The organism is Actinosynnema sp. NPDC020468 (assembly GCF_040642015.1).
Lineage (GTDB): Bacteria > Actinomycetota > Actinomycetes > Mycobacteriales > Pseudonocardiaceae > Actinosynnema.
Map to the genome: position 1 here is coordinate 25,156 of NZ_JBFAEO010000011.1, position 19,146 is coordinate 44,301.

Genomic DNA, 19,146 nt, shown 5'->3' on the forward strand with positions numbered 1-19,146 from the left:
GTGGCCCGAGGTCACCCGGCCGCGTCGAACGCCTGCACCACGCGGATCGACAGGTTGTCGAGCACCAGGTGCAACCGCGCTCGGCTACCGGGACCGGACCGGGTGTCGGCCGCGTCGGCGAGCGGGTAGAGCCGGTACAGCGGCAGGCGTTCGACCACCAGGTCGTAGGCGAGCGCGGCCCGGTCGAGGTCGCGCCGGTCGCGGTCGACGGCGTCGCGGAAGTTCTGCACGGTGCGGATCAGCAGCAGCGCGACGCCGAACGCCTCGACCTGGTCGCGTTCGTACACCAGGCGCATGAGGGCGTCCGGGTCGCCGTCGAGCCGGGTGAGCGAGTCGAGGACGTCGAACACGCCGACGAAAAGCCGCTCGACCTCCTGGGGCAACCGGGTTTCCGCCTCGGGGCGGGTTCGGGCGACCGCCGCCCGCACGTCGTCCACCCGGTCGGCCAGCCGCTCCACCACCCGTTGCAGGGTGGACTGCTGCCGGCTCACCCGGTCCAGCACCGTCGCGGCGTCGTCGGCCAACCGGGTTTCCGGCAGCCGGTTGCCCATCGCGCCGACCGCGGCCACCAGGTCGTCGGCCAGGTCGCGGTCGGCCGACAGCACCTCGACCCCGGTGACCTCGCGCAGCCGGGCGGCGGACGCCCGCCGCACCAGGCCTTCGGCGAGCAGCACCACCAGCACGTCCGGCAGCGCGGCGCGCACCGACTCGACCCGGAGCACCAGGTCGCGGACCTGGAAGTCGTCCAGCACCGAGTCGGTGACCAGCACCGCGCACGCGCCGACCCGGCCGGGGAACGTGACCAGCAGGTCGACCCGCGCGTCGACGTCCGCCTCCGGGAACACGTCGCGCTCGTAGGCCCACCCGCGCTCGCCCAGCGCGCGCCGTGCCTCCGCCACCACGAGACCGGACCGGCTCGGCGTCAGCTCCACCGCCTGCGCCCGCACCAGCTCGGGCGTGACGAGGGCGCCGCCCGTCGCGCGCCAACACCGGTGCAGCAGCCTGATCACCCGGCGCGGGTTGCCGTTGGTCAGGTCGGTGATCTCCGCGATCGACCCGGCGGTGAACGGCTCCAGCCTCGGCGCGCCGGACCCGACCTCCTGGGCCAGCCGCACGTACCGCTCCACCTCGGGCGCGGTCCACTCGGCCAACCGGACCACCGAGCCGATCCGCTCCAGCACGGCCGGCCGCAACGACTCCCGCAGCGCGGGCCCACCGCACAGCACCAGCGCCGCGCCGGTCGCGCCGACCACCTCCAGCAGCCGCTGGAACGCGAGCGCCGCGTCCGGCTCGTCGTCCACCCGCTCGACCTCGTCCAGCACCACCACGAGATCGGTGCCGAACAACGACGCCAGCACGCCCAGCGTCTCGAACGCGGCCGACGTCCCCTCCAACGTCCGCCCGACACCCTGGTTGCGCAGCTCGGCCCGGGGCGGCCGGCCGGTCAGCCACTCCCACACCGCCTCCGCGAAACCGTCGTCCAGCACCAGGGTCAGCGCCCGCGCGAACTCGGCCGAGTCGGTGCGGTGCCGCAGGTCGGCCTCCAGCCGGCGCACCGCCACGCTGTCGACCACCTCGACGGACACCTCCGCGAGGGTGTCCACGACGTCGGTGTGCAGCCGCCGCACCCGGTCCACCAGCCGGTCCAGGCCCACGGCGCGCGTCGCCTGTTCCTGGAGCCGGCGCACCCCGGCGCAGTACACGGGAGTGTGCCCGAACCTCGTCAGCGCGGCCGCGAGGTGCGTCTTGCCCGCGCCGTGCTCGCCGAGGAGCAGCAGCGTCGCACCCGACCCGGGCGCGCGCTCCCGGACCACCTCGAACGCCCGGCGCGCGGAGGTGGTCGGGATCGACGGCGCGGGGTCGGCGAAGTCGACCCGGGCGACGGCCAAGGGGGAGAACGGGTTCGGGGTCACGGTGCGTCCAGGAGTCGGTTGCGGCGGCGGATGTCGGCCAGGATGTCCTCCTTGGTGACCGGGCGGTCGCCGTAGTCGGTGTCCTGGTCGAGCAGGTGCTCGTACGTGCTGTGCAGGATGCGCTGCAACTGGCCGACGGTGAGCGCCAACGAGTCGGCCCACTCGGGCACCGCGTCCGCGAGCGCGGGGAACCGGCCCGCGCGGTGCCGGCCGAACCGGTCCGCGACGAACGCCCGCACGTCGCCCGGTTTGAGCGCGCCGACCCGCAGGTCCACCAGCCGGGTGTGCCGCTCGACGGCGTTCGCGATCCGGGCCACGTCCTTCTCGCCCAGCGCGTCGGACTCGGCGACGAACAGCACGTTGCCCTGGCGCAGGTCCGCGTAGGTGACCACCTCGTCCCACCGCACGCCGGGCGAGGGCAGCAGCACCACCAGCGCGTGGTCGGGGCGCAGGTACCGGTAGAGGTTGCGGTAGACGCGCATCGGGTTGGTCCGGTTCAGCTCGAACTCGGCCAGCGTCGTCGGCTCCAGGACGTCGAGGTGGCGCAGCGCGTCGAACAGGTGGTCGGTGACGGCCGCGAGCCGCTCGGCGGGTGAGGACGGCCGGGCCGCGGCGAGCGCGGTGGTCGCGTCCACCACGTTCGCGGTCACCCCCAGCGCGGTGAGCTTCCGGACCACCCAGGCCGCGCAGCGGTTGACCAGCGCGGACTTCCCGCAGCCGGTGTCACCGGTGACCAGCGCGATCCGGCCGTCGGACCGCAGCGACGACAGGTCGCCCAGGTGCCGGCGGAAGCGCTCGTACTGGCGCTCGCTGTCGTCCACGCCCACGTACAGGTCGTCGTGCTCGTGCCGGAACGGGCACAGCGGCTGCATGGGCGAGTCGAACCCGGCCACGGTGAACGGGTTGATCCCGGCCACGCTCCGGTCCCTTCCGTCGGACGGTCACCTCGTCGCCTTCATCGCACGACCGCGGGTGATCATTAGCCCGTCGACCGGAACTCGGTGGCCCACCGGTCGGGCGGCCGGCTACCGTGTCGCCGGCCGAGGTCGAGGAGGGGGCACGGGGTGCGGTTGGCGGGACGGGAGTGGCGGACGTCGGTGCAGGACGTGCGGTTGGGCGCCGATCACCACCGGGTGATCCGCCCCGCGCGGCCGATCGCCCACGCGTCGCTGTACGAGGGTCGGCTGGGCGCGCACCTGTCCGTGGACAAGGCCGCGGCGGCGGACCTCGCGTCCGCCTGGTGGCTGGCCGCGCGCTCACCGCACAGCCTGGTGCACCTGCCCCTGCGGTCGAGCACGTCGACCTGTGGCGAGGAGTACGGCCCGCGCAAGCTCGACCTGGTCCTGCTGCACCACAGCCTCGCGTTCCCGGTGTCGCGCTGGAAGGAGGTCCGCGCCCACCGCTCGCGCCCCGCGCCGCACAAGGTGACCCTCCCGCCCGCCGCGTTCCCCGCGTTCGACCGCGACGCGCACCACCGCTCCCTCCACGACGGGTTCCACGACCACCTCCGCTGGTCGATCGCCGCCGACACCCTGTTCCTGGTGGGCAGCAGGCACGCCTACGAACTGCGCGCCGACGAGGTGCGCGCGCTCGCCGAGGACTGCTCGGCCCACCTGGCGCAGGCCCCCGAGACGCACTGCTGCGCGGAACTCGGCCTCGGCCACTGGACACCGGGCGTCGGCGAACGCCGGAACCCGCCGATCCTGCTGCACGTCCAGCGTTGCAACCGGCACCGGTGACCCTCGCCGCTCACAACCGGTAGCGGAGATCGGCGACGTGCAGCACGGGTTGGTCGTCGTGGCCCGTGAGGGTCGAGTAGACGGTGACCGCGACGCGGAGTCGGCGGCCCGTGACGGTGACCGGGCGGTGGGTGTCGAGCCAGGTGCCGACCCGCCGCGCCACCTCGCGGCCGTTGGCGGCGGACAGCGGCAGGTTGGCCAGCGTGGCCGAGGTCCAGTTCGGCAGGCCGGGCGCGAGGTCGAAGGCGTAGTCGACGGCCACCGTGCCCAGCGGCGCGCCGGTGCCGGCCAGGGTGGTCAGGACGGTCGCCAGGGCGTCGGACAGGGTGCCGAGCGAGGTGATGTCGAGGGTGCCGTCGTGCAGGTTGAGCGGCGCCACCGGGTGCGGCGCGGTGACCGGCGCGGCGTGGAACACGAAGCGCTCGTCGGTCGGCGGGCCGTCGGGGAGCAGGTGGGCGTTGCGGTGCACGCGGATCGTGGCGCGGGCGTTCTGCGCGCCGGTCACGGTCAGGTCCGGCCAGCTCAGCCGGAGCCGGGGCCACGGCACGCGGTGGACGGGTGCGGCGAAGCGGTAGGTGCGCGACGAGCCCACCGGTGGATCCGGTGCCAGGGCGTGGGTTCCGGCGTAGGCCACCTCCGGCCAGCGGTCGCCCGCCGACCGGGTCAGCACCACCGCGGTGTACTCGGTCGCGGTGCCCTCCCAGCGCACCGCGTACGCCAGGTCGGGGTGCGCGGTGGCGGCCGGTTGCCCGTCCCACCACCGGGTCCAGGTCGTGGCGACCTGCTCGACCAGGGACGCGAACGACCGGGCCGCGTTGGCCGTCCGCTCGCCCGGCGTCGCGTCGTAGTCGGCCAGCAGTGCCCACACCTCCTCCGCGACCGCGGCGTAGCAGGTCAGCGCGCACACCAGGTCGTCGGTCGGCGTACGCGGGTCGCGCGGCGCCTCGACCACGTCGAAGTCCACCTCCACCACGACCTCGTCCTGCGCCGCGTGCTCGTGCGCGTACTCCACCGAGTACGTCCACAGTGGACACCGGCTCACCGTCGTCGGCGCGGCGGCCTCGGCGGTCTGGCCCGCGAGCACGGGCGTCGGCGGATACGCGCGCAGCGGGACCGGCACCGTCGTGGAGCCGAGATCGGTCCGCAGGGCGGCGGGTTTCACCGTGCCGGTCAACGGCGGCAGGAAGGTCGCCCAGCGGGACGAGGAGTAGCCGTCGACGCCGGGTTCGGGGGTGATGTCGTACTCCAGGTGGGAGAACCCGTAGTCCAGGTCCACCGCCACCGACTCCGCCGCCCGCGCGTCGGGCACCCGGAGCGGGAACCCGACGTGGGAGGTGGCGGCGGAGAGGTCCGTGCTCGCGGCGGACAGCGTGTACGTCGCGTCGGCCGGGCTGGTCGCCGAGCCGTGCAACCGCCGGCCGGGTCCGGTGGAGCGCGGTGTCACGGTGGCGTCGTACTGCACCAGCGCGGTCAGGTCGTAGGCGCGGGACAGGGTCACCGCGAGGTCGTCGGCCAGGAGCGCCACCGCGGCCGCCCGCGCGGCGACGGCGTGCGGATCCTCCACCCGGCACACCGGCGCCAACCCGCGCGCGACCGCGGCGACCAGCGTCCGCTTCGCGGCGAGCACACGCCCGAGCACGCCCGCCGCCCGGGGATCCGCGTGCACCGCGGGCGCGTAACCCGGGCCGAGGAACAGGTCCACGTCGGCCAGGAAGCGGCGGGCGAGCGCCTCCAGGTCGACGTTGTCCACGTCGATCGGCGACGGGTGCGGCGCGAGCGTCCCGTCCGGCCGCATCGGGCACACCGGCACGCCCACCCGCGCCACCGGGTGCGTGGACAGCGGTCGGATCGCGAACACCCGCGGCCGCCGCGTCCCGTTCCAGACCAGACCCGGGCCGACGTCGACCGTCCCGATCCCGGCCGGCCCGAACGGCACCACGACCAGGTCCCCGCCCTGCCCGGCGGTGGCCAGCCGCAGCGCCGGGTACTCCTGGCGGAACCACGCCTCGAACTGCGCCAACGTCAACGGCGTTCCCAGCGCGAGGGGTGGCACGGCGGCGTCCGCGACGCCCGCGTCCAGGCTCGAGTCGACCAGCGCGGTGGGCCGGGTGAACCGCAGCGCGACGGTGAGCGGGAACGGTGCCGTGGACGCCGGTGGCGCGCCGTGCAGCGGCGGGCGCAGGGTCACCGGCGCGGGTGGCAGCAGCGCGGTCGTGCCGCCGCGCAGGAACGCCGTCTCCCCGAACGCCGCCACCAGTTCGGCGACCGTCAGCACCACGTCGCGCGCCGCGAAGCGGGAGACGACCGCGTTGAGCGTGTCCTCCGCGCCGGTCGTGACGGTGACACCGGCGCGGGTCAGCGGCACGCCGGCCGCGACCAGACCCTGGACCGCCGCGTTCGCCCGGCCGAACGCGCCCGCGTCGAGCCCGTACCGGGCCGCGGCGGCGACCGGCGTCACGGGTCGCCCGGTGGTCGGCAGCACGGCGGGCGGGCACACCAGCAGTGCCTCCGGTGCCAGCACCAGCGTGGACGCGGCGGTGATCACCTCGTCCAGCGGCGCGTCGAGGAGTCGACCGCGCAGCGCCTCGATCGTGTCGTCCGCGCGGACCCCGGTGGTGCGCGGGGGATCGGCGAGCCGCACCGTCTGGCCGGGCGCCAGGATCCCCGGCATCGCCGCGTTGGCCCGGCCGAGCGCGAGCGCGTCGACCCCGAACCTCGGCGCGATACCGGCCAGGGTCTCGGCGGGCCTTGCCCGGTAGGGCACCTTGACCGTCCCGGGCACGGTCACCCGGCCGGGCAGCGTCGCCCCGGTGATCGTGCGGGACCGGTTCGCGGCGAGCAGCAGGGGGAGCGGGCAGCCGTAGCGGTCGGCGAGCGCGCGCAGGGATTGCGTCGCCGGCACCGTCACGCCGGTGACATCGCCCAGGTAGAGCACGGTTCCCGCGTCGACCAGGTCCACCACCGCCCCGTTCGCCCCGGCGAGGACGGTCCGCGCCACGCCGGAGGCGTTCGCCGCGAGGGTGTCGCCTTCCCTTGTCACGTAATGCTTCGTGGTCAGCGACACCAGCGGGTCGAGCACCACCTGCTCCGCGTTGGTCGCCCCGAGCGTCGCGGGGTCCACCGGGTACCCGAGGGCGGTGAACGCGGCGGCGGTCGCGGTGAACGAACGCGGCTCGGGCACCGGCAGCACCACGCCGTCCCACTCCAGCACGCTCCCGACGCGCAGCAGACCGGCGACGTCCGCGTTGGCCGCGGCCAGCAGACCGGGCAGGGTGTGCGCGGCGGCGGCCGCGGTGGCCAGGGTGGCGTGCGACCCGGTGACGGCGGCGGCCGGCACGGTGAGCACCCGGTCCGCCCGCAGCGCGAGGGTTCCGTTCTGCGGCAAGGAGAGCAGCGCGCCACCGGACGCGGGCCGCGGCACGCCCGTCGGCAACCCGGCCACGACGGAGTCCGCGCTCGCGCCGGCCGTCGCCACGGCGTACCCCGGCACGACCGGCACCGCCGACCCGAACAGCTCCCGGACCGGCCGCTCGGCGTTGACCTCGGCGAGGTCGGCCAACGACACCCCGCGCGCGGCGGCGACCTGGTCGAGCACCCCCGTCCACGTCACGGCCTCCACGCTCTCGGCGGCCTTCGCGGCCAGGTACGAGGCCGCGGCGAGGCGCCACAGGGCTTTCCCGTCGACGACCAGCGGCTCTGCCGCCAGGGTGGTGACGACCGCGGCCGTCACCCGGTCGCCCGCGAGCTGGTAGTACGCGGTCGCGTAGCGCTCGGCCTGCCGGGCGGCCTCCTCGATCGCGAGCCGCGGCGCGGCACCCGGCGCGACCGAACCCGCCTGCGGCTCGAGGGTGACCACGAGCGTGGTCCCCGTGCGCACCGAGTAGGACAGCGCCACGGCGGGCCACTGCGCGACCGAGAGCAGCGTGTCGGTGTAGGTCGTCGGCCCGTCGACCACCCGCGGCGGCGTCGACGCGCCCGGGTTGCCCAGCACGTCGGACACCCCCAGCGTGATCGCGGTCGGGGTCGCGGACACGCCCCGGTACGGGTCGTCGGCCGGCGGGGGCAATCCGGGCACGGCGGGCGCGGGTGACCGGCCGGCGAGCCGGGCGTGCGGGATCATCCGCCGGAACCCCCAGTGCACGGGTTCGGCGGTGGGGCGGTGGGCGCGGGCGAGCCGGTCGCGGTGCCACGCGGGCAACCCGGTGCCGTCGTCGGCGTCGGGCGGCACGGGCAGCATCGGCGGGCCGAGCGCGGCGGTGCTCCAGGTCAGGAGGCCGAACAGCCGGCCGGTGCGCGTCGTCGGCTCGGCCAGGGTGGCCCGGAAGCCGATCAACCCCGGTGCGACCACGGGTGTCGGCACGGTGTCGGCACCCGGCGTCGCGGCCTCGACGTAGAGCGCCGACGTGGTCGGGTCCACTCCCGCCGGCACCAGCACGGAGGTGTCGAACGGGTGCAGCAGGTCCGGTGCCGTCCGACCGCCGACCACGACCAGCAGCGTCACCCGCGCCCGTCCGGTCCGGTCGAACAGGCCCGGCGGCAGGTCGTCGCCGGTGGTGGACCGGTACCGCAGCACGTACCCCTCGCCGCCGACCACGACTCCCTGCCACAGCAGCGAGACGAAGTCCGCGACCTGGTCCAGGCTCGCCGCGTGCGGCGGCGCGACACCGGCACCAGGCGGCCGGGCGGTCGTGGACTCGTTGGTCTTCAGCAGGAAGGTCGCCGTGCCGGAGGCGGGCAGCACCACCAACCCCGAGGTGTTGCCCGCGTCCGGCGGCGGTTCCACCGCGAGGAACGCGGACGCCGTCCCGCCCCGCGCGAGGTGCCGCCGCAGGGCGAGCAGGGGTTCCCGGTCGGCCGACTCCGCGCCCGTCGGCGCGCAGCCGTGGTCGAGCGCGTGCACCCCGAAGGTCACCGCCGTCGCGAACACCGCGCCGGTGATCGGCTCCGACCGGTGGTCGACCGCGCGCACCACGTCGTAGCGGGTGGTCGGGGTCGTCGCGGCCCGGCGCCGGAGCGCGCTCGGGAGAGACCACAGGCTCGGGTTGCCCGCCGCGGTCGAGGTGACCGGAAGTGCCACGGGTGACTGGAGTTCCACCCGGTGCCCGAGCCCGTAGGTCACCGGCGCGTCCTCGCCGCGCGGCAGCGGCTCGGGTGCCCGGACCACGTCGAGCTTCAGCGTCGTCGCCGGATACCGCTGCGCCAGCTCGGCGTTCGTGAACTCCAGCACCAGACCCGGCGTGGTCGCGCCGCGCACCACCGCACCGTCCACTGTGGACGAATGGCGGAATGTGACCCACGCCGCCGAGGAGGTGACCGCGATCCGCAGCGCGACGACGCCGGGTTTCGCGCTGTCGGGCCGGGGGCCGTCGAACTGCTGGCCGGTCAGGTCGTGCAGGGGCGCAAGGTCCGGCGACGCCTCCACGTGCCCGTCGACGTCGACCGCCCTCGGCACCCGCTGGCCGCTCAGCAGCTGCCGGGACATCCCGGCGGCGAGCCCCTCCAGCCGGGTGGCGGTGGTCGCCGCCACCACCAGCTCCTCGACCGGCACCGTCGGCGGGTTCGGCACGACCACGGTCCCGCCGTCGGCGGTGCGGGCGAACAGCGGCACGTCCTGGATCCGCACCGCCAGGTCGGCCACGGTCAGCGCGTGCTCGGCCGCCAGCGCGCCCAGGGTGTCGTGACCGGGGCCGAGGGTCGCGGTCACCCCGGGCACCGCGATCAGCGCCGACGGCGCGAGCACGTCCGCGTGCCGGGGCGCCGCGGTCAGCAGCAGCCGGTCCACCAGCGCGGTGAGGTTGTCCCCCGGTCGCACGGTGGTCCCGTGCTCGGGCACCCGGAACCCGCCCTCCACCGCGTGCACCGCGTCCCGGAACGCGGGCCACCCCGCCGGCCCGCCGGGCCGCTGCCGGAGCACCAGCGCCGCCGCGATCGACCACGTGCCGTCGCCGCGCCGGGTCCGGTACTCGGTGGTGACCTTCTGGTCGCCGAACGAGACCGGCACCCGCAGCACCACGCCCACACCGCCGGTGTAGGTGGGGTTGAGCGCGGTGACCGCCTGGAGGTACCAGTCGATCCCGTCGTAGTCCGTGCCGGACTCGTAGCGGACGAACATGGTCGCGGCGGCGGCGAGCGCGTCCGGCGCGCCGGTGAGCGTGAACGCCGGCACCCGCAGCGCCGCGCCCGCGCGCAGCAGCCGCCGGTCCGACGCGACCGCCGCGACGAGCGCCGGCACCCCGATCCCGAACCGCTGGGCGATCGTGGCGAGCGTGTCACCGGTGTCGACCTGGTAGTCGATCGCGCCCAGCGGCACCGGTGCCGACGCGGTCAACCGGAAGTCGTCGTTGGCCAGGGCGAGCGAGGTCGGCGTCACGCCCAGCGCGAGGTCGAGCACGCCACCCGCCGGCGTGGCCGCCAACCGGGCCGGGAAGGTCGGGTCGTGGAACAGGAGGTCGGCCGTGCCGACACCGTGCCGCTGCGCCACGTCGTCCGGCGTGTCACCGGACCGCACGGTGTGCGTGACGGTCGTCGTGGGGAACCGCTCGGCCAGGGCGGCGAGCGACACGGGTGTCGTCGTCAGCTCCACCGGCCACCGGCCGAGCAGGTCGACCGCCTCCCGCACGACCGCCGTGGTGAGGCAGAGGCACCAGTCGCGGAAGACGTCCGAGGCGAACGACCGGTAGTCCTCGCGCGGGTCGGGCGGTCGGTTCTTGCGCGGCGGCGGCGTCACGTCCTGGCGCGCGGCCCGGACACCCGCGCTCCACCGGTAGCGCGGGCCGACCATGGTGAACGTGGCCAGGTCGCGCCCCACCGCCTGCGGCGAGGTCCACGCGAGCACCGGCGGCATCGCCACGACCATGCCCGCGACGTCGACCGGGTCCGGTCCCGCGGGTCGACCCGCCACCTCCAGGCGCAGGTTCGTCGCGAAGAACGTCTTCAGCGCGTCGATCCCGAACGGCGTCGCGGTCCGCTCCGGGTCGCGCAACGCGGTCAGGACGGCGTGCAGCCTCCCGACGTCGATCCGGCCACCGCTCGGCGCGCCGGTCACCGCGGCCACGCACCAGCGCAGCAGCGCCTCCGCGATCGTCGGGTCGGACACCGGTGCGAACAGCAGCAGCGCGGCCCGGTGCACCGGGTTCGCCGGCGCCGCGGGCTCGTGGCCCCACCCCACGGCGATACCGGCGATCGAGAACGCGGGCAGCAGCGTCACCCCGACCGTCCGCGGCGAGTCGGCGAACACCCTCGTCGTCGGGTTCCACACCACCGGCTGGTCCGCGACGACCGCGAGTTCGCGGCGCACCGGCGGAAGCACGTTGGCGCGCAGGCGTTTCGACGTCGGCGCGGACTGGCCGCCGGTCACGATCCACGGCGTGGGCCGGTCGACGCCGATCACCAGGTCGTAGGCGATCCGCTCGGTCCGGCTGAACGACACCGTGACGAACCCGACCGCGACCGAGGCCTTCGCGACGATCTCCGCCCGCAACCGGATCGGGGTCGCCCGGTGCGACTCCAGCACCGCGCTCACCGACGCCCACGCGTCGACGGTGAAGTCCACCCGCACCACCGAGAAGTCCGCCCGCACGTGGATCCGCCCGTGCACCGCGACCACCGCGCGCGCCCAGTAGTAGACGCTCGGCGGCTCGCCGTCGCGGGTCGGGGTGAACCAGGACAGCACGCCCTCGAAGATCCCCACGACCTCGATGTAGGCGGCACCCTCCAGCGGACCGACCCGGACCTCCTTGCCCACGCCGACCGCCAGCGCGACCCCGAGTTCCAGCACCGGCCCGAACGCGCCGTCGGCGACCGTCGGCACCCGGCTCGACGTGACACCGCGCAGGTGGCCGAACCGCACCCCGCCGCGACCGAGGAACGGCAGCACCTCGACCTCGAACGACCGGCCGAAGTCCGTGCCCTCCGGGAAACCCAGGTCCACCGCGAACCCGCCGTCGGTGTGCACCTCGACCACGACGGTGCCCGCGGTCACCGACACCGGCCCGAGCTGGAGCCGGCGGAACACCTCGGGCAGCCGGACCTCGCCGCGGAACACCCCGACACCGCTCGCGACCTTGCGGTACCCCACCTCGAACCGCAGGCCCGCCAACGATCCCGCGCGCCCGCCGCGCAGCGCCACGGCCAACCCGTAGAGATCCGGGTCCAGGAACGCGATCGACAGGTCGACGGTGTCGAGCAGCACCGCCCGCAGCGCCACCAGCCACCCGGCGTCCGGGTCGAACACGACCCCGCCCGTCGGCGTGATCGGCTCGCCGCCCGGCGGCACCGGGGGCATCGCGGTCCGCAACCGCTCGACCGTCGCCGCGACCCCGAGCGGCAGCACGCCGCGCGGCGCCACGGACTGCCCGACGCCCAGGTACTCCAGGTCGACCAGCGCGGCGCCCCGGCCGGGCACCGCGGGCGCGTCGTCGGCCAGCAGGTTCCAGGTGAGCGGCCGGGTCGCCGGGTACTCCCGGTCGAGGAACCGCCCGGTCAGCACCAGCGCGACGGACTGCGTGCCGTCCGGCAGCCGCCGCCACGACAACCCGACGCGATCCGCCGCCAGCACACCGAGTTCCACGTCCACGGCGTAGGCGAACTCCACCAGCGACTCGGTGGGGTCGACCGTGAGCACGAACGCGGACAGGTCGACCTCGCGCAACCGGTCCCACGGCGGCGCGAGCACGACCTCCGCGGTCGGATCGGCCAGCCCGCACAGGTGGTCGATCGCCTCGCCGAGCGTCAGGCCGCCCACCCGGATCGAGACGTACTCGTGCGCCGGCGTCCCGCGCTTCCCGGCGATCGCCTGGAACCACAGGTCGCCGAACCGCACCTCCAGCAGGTACACCAGCGTGGTGGCGGCGAAGTCGACCCCGACCCGGACCTCCAGCCGGTTGACCGAGAACCGGCCCGCGAGCCTGCCCCGCACCCCCGCGCGGTCCCGGGTCACGTCGACCTCCGCGCCGAACGCCAGGTCGCGGAGCTGCCCCAGGACCTTCTCCCGCCACGTGCCGGCCACCGCGCCCCGCACCCGGTAGGTCCGGTCGAGCGGCTCGGTCGACCAGAGGACGGACAGCGCGAGGTCGGTCACCGCCACCTCGGGCAGCCCGTGGTCGACCGCCGACGCCATGAACCGGGCGACCAGCACCTTCAGCACGACCTTCTCGTCGGGCAGCAGACCACCCTCGATCGTCCACACCCCGTCGCCGGGCACCTCCACCCCGATCTCGAACCACGCGTCGTCGAGGTGGTCGGGAGCCTTGCCGGGCAACAGGAACGTGCCGCGCACGCCACCGGAGACGGAGTCCTGCGCCGCGTCGACGGTCACGTACAGCTCGGTCAGCGCGAGGTCGACGCCGTGCACCGACACGGTGAGGTCGGTCGTGATCGTCGCCCGGGCGGTGAAGGTCTGCTCGGGCAGGTCGGCCTCGAACGCGAACGCCCGCACGGCCAGCGGCACCGGGAAGGAGGCACCCAGCAGCCACCCGAGCACCGCGTCCAGCGGCACCTCGCCCGCCGCCAGCACGCCGCTGATCGCGAAGCTCGGGAACAGCAGGGTCGCGTCCAGCGAGAAGGTCGGTTCGGCGGCGGGGCCGACGTCGACCGTGCCGAAGAACGACCCGGCCACCACCGAGTCCGTGCCCGACCACTGCACGACCCAGCGCATGCCGACGTCGCGGAAGGTGAGGTAGGGGACCGGGGGAGTCCACCGCGCGCCCGACCCGACGATCACCCCGAGGTGCTCGAGCGCGAGCGTCGCCGGGGTGAGGGCGAGGTCGACCGCCACCAGCCGGAACCCGGTGAAGTCGGCGAACGTGCGCGGCGCGGCGAGCACCGCGTCCGGGAGGCCGAGCAGCGTCGCGACGGAGGCGAGCCCGGAGGTGAGGGTCGGCGCGTGCGCGTCGGCGAACGTGCCGGTGAACAACCACGTCGAGCCCGACGCGAGCAGCGGGGTGGAGACGAGCACCTCGTGCGTCCCGATCCGCAGCGTCGCCTCGCCGTACGCCACCGAGCGGTCGGGCAGCGGGGCGGCGCCGGGTTCGTGCTCGGTCGCCAACCGCAGCCGGAACCCGCTCAACGCGACCGGGCCGAGCGTGACCGACGGCCGGTTCGACGGCGCGACCAGGTCCAGCGCCGGCGCGCCGGTCCCGAGCGCCAGGGGCCCGTCGAAGCGCAGCGGGAACGGCCCGAAGAAGTCGGTGAACGGCGGGAACGCGGTGAGGGACCCGGTGAGCCGCAACGAGTTCGTGGCGCCGGCCGTCGCGACGAACACCACCGAGGCGACGGCCAGGTCGTTGAGGAACGACGGCCGGTGCTCGAGGACGTGGTTCACCGCGGTGGGCGTCCGGGGCAACCCGGCGAACGCGGTCCCGAACCGCCACCCGGGCGAGGTCGCGAGCCGCAGCTCGAACCCGTCACGCTGGTAGCGCAAGGTCACCCCGACCGCGAACTCCGCGCCCGCGCCGATCTTCAGCCGCGCCGTGCCGGTCAACGTCGCCCTGGTCGCGTCCTCGGCCACGGTGACGCCGTCGACCCGCCAGGAGGTGCCCAGCCGCAACGAGGTGATCGCCGGCGCGAGCCCCGCCAGGTCCGGCTCCGCCGCCACGGCCGCCGGCAGGTCGACCCGCCCGTCGTGCCGCTGCCGGACGAGCGCCTCGTAGACCTGGTGCGGCGTCACGGTCATGGCAGCGCCACCAGCCGCGGCAACGGCCGCCGCCGAGTCGGCGCTTCCCGCCGCGGTGCCGGGACGACCCGCCGAGGCACCGGGACCACGTCACCGACCGACCGCGACGGCAGCGCCACGGTGGGCGCGTCCCCGAGCGCCGCCGGATCGGGCCACCCCTCCGGAACCCCGCCGAGCGCCGCCACCATCCGCAGGTACGCGGGCCGGTTGACCTCCGGTACCAGGGTGGTCTCCTCGATGCCGCCCTTCACCTGCACCGTGTAGGTCCACGCGACGCCGAGCGGCTGGGCGAGAACCTGCTGTGGCAGGGTCAGGAACGGCGATCCGCTCGGTGGGAGCACCACGCCCAGCGCGCCGTGCGAGGTCCCGGCGTTGGGGAACCGGACGTGCTGTGCGGGACCGTCCACGTAGAAGGTGGTGTAGATGTTGTAGCGGGTCAACACCGAGTAGAAGCCCGACGGTCCCACGGGCCACTTCTCGTCCGCGCCGCCCGCCAGGTCGGCGTGCTGCCAGAAGTAGGCGGTGTAGAAGTGCCGTTCGTCCACCTCGGGGATCCCGTCCCACAGCGGCACGCCGCCGACGGCGGGCCAGAAGAACTTGAGCGTCTCGTTGTCCGGGTGCTTCCAGTCGACCCTCCGCCCCGCGCTCACCGTGATCGAGTCGGGGTCGGTGCTCTCCACGAACTTCTTGACGTTCGCTCTCGCCTTCCCCTTGTCCTTGTCGTCGCGGGTGTTGGTCCCGGCGACGTTGACGAGCGTCGTCAAGCTCCCGTGGTGCGGAACCGTCAGCATCCGGATGTTCTGGAAGTTCCGGTAGGAGTCGCCCGTGTCGATGACCTTGTTGACCTCGAACAGGGTTCCGCCGGTCGCGTCGCCGGTGACCATGAACTGCGCGCCGTGGAACTCCAGCATGACGATCGCCGAGTTCGTGTTCACCTTGTAGCCGTTGGGGCGCTTGCCCCGCAATCCCGTCAGCGCGCTGGTCGCGTTCGCCATCACCAGCCAGATCTTCAGGTCTTCGACGACGAGGAACGGCTCGGCTTCGTCACCGCCGGTGAAGTCGTTGTGGTCCGCCTCGAGAAAGGCTTCCGGCGGGCGCTCGTCCCGGGTGTGTTCCTGGATCGCCTCGAGTACGTTGCGGCCGCGCTTCAGGTACCAGTCCCACTCGCCGGTGTAGCACGTCCGCTCGACCGTGATGGACTTGGGCGGGATGTCCGGCGCCTCCAGGATGTCGAGGACGAGGTTGACGTGGTCCTCGTCGCTGTGCGACAGCACGATCAGGTCGATCAGCGGGCGCTTGGCCAGCAGGGTCAACACCTGCTTGACGCTCGGAACACCCGCCTCGTCGCGGTTCTGGGTGGAACCGAGGTCCACCAGGACCGAGCAGAGGGGATCGCCGGCGTCGTCCACCACCTGGACGAAGTTGCCGCTGCCCTGGCCCACGTCGAGCACCCGGAAGGTCATCCTCTTCATCGGTTCCCCCTCGGCGGGTCCGCACGGGGTGGCGCGTAGGCGGCGTACCAGCCGATCGCGTCGGTGTCGCCCGACGGGTCGCCGAAGACCAGCGCGTCGACGCCGCCCGGTGGGATCGACACGCCGAGCACGGAGAGCACCAATCGGCGCAGCCGCACCAGGTACGCGCGGTCGGCGCCGTCCTCGCGGGTGATCAGCTCCGCGCCGCCGTAACCGAGCCGGAGCACGCCCTGGACGGTCCACGACGGGTCGTCGCCCGCCGTCGTCAAGCCGAGGAACACCGGCGCCGGTCCGCCCGGGTCGGCCGGTGACCACGCGGTCAGCAGGGTCGCGCCCAGTGGCGCGCCGTCACCCAGGTCGCCGACGGTGCCCAGGTCGAGCGCGTGCACCAGACCGAACCACGGCGCCGACAGCACGGTCGTGGCCACGTCCGTCGCGACGGCGGTGTAGCCGAGGTCCTCGGGCGTCGCTCCGCCGGGGTCGGACACCGCGACCGACCCGACGACCCGGATCGGCAGGTTCGCCACGAGCGAGCGCGGGCGGGGGCGGCTGTCGGCCGGGTCGAACACCACGCGGTCGTAGTCGGTGGTGAAGACGTGCTTGCCCGCGACCGTCCCCAGGGTCACGACGAGGTTCGTGAACCTCAGCCACCCGTCGGTCGACCCGGTCGGGCCGTAGGAGAACAGGTCGACGTCCGGGAGTTCCGCGAAGCGCAGGGTGCCCGACAGGGCGAACGCCACGTCGTTCCCGGCACCGCTCGTGGCCCGGCGCACCTGCACCGCGGCGATGTCCACGCTCGTCAGCACCGGGTCGGCGGTGCCGAACTCGGCGCGGTCGGCGAGCGTGAACGCGTAGCCGGGTCGGTCGTTCTGCACCTGGTAGGTGCCGGTCAGCACGAGGTTGTTGCCGCGCTCCGGCCGGTTCCTGGTCAACCGGGTGCCGTACAGCGCGTTGACCATCAGCTCGACCCGCGCGGTGAACCCGGCCGGTCCCGAGTTGTCGAACCGGGCCGTGAGGCGCTGGGTCTTGAACGCGAAGTCCGCGCCGCCGGGCGCGACGGTCAGGTCGGCCGGGTCGTCGTAGGCGATCAGCCCGAACACCGAGCCCCGGCCCGGGGTGATGCCGTCGGCCGTGCTGCGGAACGCGCCGAGCGAGAACCCGACGTGGTGCGCGTACAGCTTCCCCGGCACCACGCCCGCCGCGACGAACCCGAGTTCGTGCGCCAGTTCGGTGATCGCGACCGGCGCGTTGAGGAACAGGAACCCGTTCCACGCCGGGTTGTCCACGACGTCGTCGAGGAACCGCGCGTACGGCCCGTCCGACTCGGCCTTCGCGCGCTCGCGGGCGTCCTCGACCACCCCGGCCAGCAGCTTCCGGGTCGGCGCCGCGTCGTGGTGCGCGTCGAGCGCGGCCTCCGGCCAGCCCCAGCACCCCGGGTCCGCGATCAGCTCGGCCAGGGTGCGGGTGGCGAACTTGACCAGCAGCACGGTGCCGGTGTCCGGCCCGGTGCGCCACGACCTCGGCGAGAGCTGGAACGTCCAGCCCCGCACGGTCGGCTTCAACTGGCCGGCGACCGACAGCAGCGTGCGCAGGTGCGTGCCGGCGGCCGCGGACACCGCGGCGGTGAAGGCCTTCTCGGTCGGGTACGCGGTGGTGCCCGCCGCGGCGGCGATCCCGGCGACCACGTCGGCGGGCACCTTCGCGGCCAGCAGCAGGGCCCGCACCGCCGCGTCCACCCGGTAGCGCACCGAGCAGCGGGCCAGGAACTCCGCCACGTTCGACACGACCGCGAACGCCTCCGGCGACTGGAGGACCGTCCGGGCCCGGCCGGTGACGGCGGTGAGGACCAGTTCGGTCACCGGGCTGTCGGGCAGCGCGGCGAGGACCACCTGGTCCCACGCGTCGCCGGCCAACCGGACCAGGAGCCCTCCGGGCGTGACGGCGGGGGTGAGCGGCCCGCCCGCCTCGACCGCGTGCGCCGGTGTCGCGAGCAGCGCCCGCCGGACCGGTGCCAGCGCCCGGCGCTCGATCGCGGCGGCGTGCGGGACGAGCGCCGCCGCCAACCCGAGGTAGGCGCCCATCGGCACGACCGGGGGGATGCCCTTCGTGTAGCGGGCCAGTCGCGCGGCCACGATCGGGTGCGGGGTCAGGAACCGCGGGTCGGCGGTCCGGGTGAACAACGGCGACCCGGGCGGCTCCGCGTAGTAGTCGAGCGGGGTGGTCCCCCGCGGCACGATCGCGACCCGCGCCGTCGTGCCCCTCGCCTCCAGCGCCGTGCCGCCGCCCGCCGGCACGAACGCGGGGTGACCCGCCTGGAACAGCGCGATCGCGCCGAGGCCGAGATCGACGTACTCGGACCCGGTCTGCCCGAGCAACATCCGCGACCCGTCCGCGGGCAGCTGCTCGACCAGGAACGCCCCGTCCGGCGTCAGGTACACCTCGTCCGCCCCTCCCGTCCGAGGGCTGACCGCGAACCGCAACCGCGCGGGCCACAGCGGCGCCTCGCCGCGGTAGGGCCGCAACCGCACCGGCACACCCATCGCGAGCGAGAACGTCGACCGCAACTTCGGCAGCGCGACCTGCTCGTCCTCGCCGGAGAACGCCAACTCCCCCCGCTCGAACGGCGACAGCGGGTCGAACGCGAGGTGCAGCAGGACGTCCGGCTCGAGCCTCGTCAACAACGGCATGTGCACCACGTCGTGCCCTCCGCCGTCCCGCCCGAGCGAGTACCGCAGGCCGACGTCGAGCCGCGTGAAGTCGTCCGGCTCGCGCCGGTTCAACGTCACCGACCCGGTCACACACCCGATCCGGTGACCGGTGTAGGGAATCTGCGTCTTGGTGATCCCGTACGGCGTCCCGTCCGCCGCCGCCCACTGCCCGGCCCCGAAGACGAACCCCTGGGTGGTGAGCGTGACCTCCCCGAACAACCCCACCGCGTACCGGTCGAGCGCCTGGACCGCGCTCTTCCTCACCACCCGCCCGACCACGTCCACCGACGAGGTGCGCCACTGCGCCGCGGGCCGGTCGACCCCGTTCGCCCACAGGAACCGGAGCTCCGGAAACTTCGCCCGGTAGTGGTCGACCCCCGCCACGAACGCCGGGTAGGACACCGGCGCCGGGGTGGCGAACACGTACACCCCACCGTCGTCCTTCCACGTCTCGTACATGTCGTAGGTCCCGTCACCCCGGGACGCGAGCGCCTTGGTGGCCCGGAACCCCACGAAGTACCCGGCGGGCAACACCCCGGGCCCGGTGATCAACCGGTAGAGGTGCACCACGTCGTCCACGACCTCGAAGTAGGGCCCGTTCACCGCCCCACCCCTCTGCGCCCACCCATCCCCGCAGCGTCC

Annotated in this window: 6 protein-coding genes; 1 reads left to right on the forward strand and 5 read right to left on the reverse strand. The window is 74.5% G+C overall.

Annotated elements, in window-relative coordinates; all coding sequences use genetic code 11:
• Positions 1-11: 11 nt before the first annotated feature.
• Together AB0G50_RS10770 and AB0G50_RS10775 are read right to left on the reverse strand one after the other, a co-directional pair.
• Entirely contained in the window at positions 12-1,913 is a 1,902-nt protein-coding gene (locus tag AB0G50_RS10770) for a hypothetical protein (protein WP_360105104.1), read from the reverse strand.
• Positions 1,910-2,830 carry a hypothetical protein gene (locus AB0G50_RS10775; protein WP_360105107.1) on the reverse strand — a complete coding sequence of 307 codons (921 nt, stop codon included), beginning with the start codon at positions 2,828-2,830 and terminating at the stop codon, positions 1,910-1,912. Before AB0G50_RS10775 ends, AB0G50_RS10770 begins: the two co-directional genes overlap by 4 nt.
• Before the next feature lie 147 nt (positions 2,831-2,977).
• Between AB0G50_RS10775 and AB0G50_RS10780 the strand changes: the two genes are divergently transcribed.
• Complete coding sequence (locus AB0G50_RS10780) at positions 2,978-3,652, forward strand: hypothetical protein (protein ID WP_360105109.1); 675 nt, start codon at positions 2,978-2,980, stop codon at positions 3,650-3,652.
• A gap of 10 nt (positions 3,653-3,662) precedes the next feature.
• Here AB0G50_RS10780 and AB0G50_RS10785 read toward each other — a convergent pair whose 3' ends face one another.
• From AB0G50_RS10785 to AB0G50_RS10795, 3 genes are read right to left on the reverse strand one after another with little or no spacing between them, the layout of a single operon-like run.
• Positions 3,663-14,324 (reverse strand): LysM peptidoglycan-binding domain-containing protein, encoded by a 10,662-nt coding sequence (locus tag AB0G50_RS10785; protein ID WP_360105112.1) that lies wholly within the window; start codon positions 14,322-14,324, stop codon positions 3,663-3,665.
• Positions 14,321-15,796 (reverse strand): hypothetical protein, encoded by a 1,476-nt coding sequence (locus AB0G50_RS10790; RefSeq protein ID WP_360105115.1) that lies wholly within the window; start codon positions 15,794-15,796, stop codon positions 14,321-14,323. The genes AB0G50_RS10785 and AB0G50_RS10790 overlap by 4 nt, the downstream gene beginning before the upstream one ends.
• A complete protein-coding gene (locus AB0G50_RS10795; RefSeq protein ID WP_360105118.1) occupies positions 15,793-19,107 on the reverse strand; it encodes a hypothetical protein in 3,315 nt (1,104 codons plus the stop codon). Before AB0G50_RS10795 ends, AB0G50_RS10790 begins: the two co-directional genes overlap by 4 nt.
• Positions 19,108-19,146 lie beyond the last annotated feature (39 nt).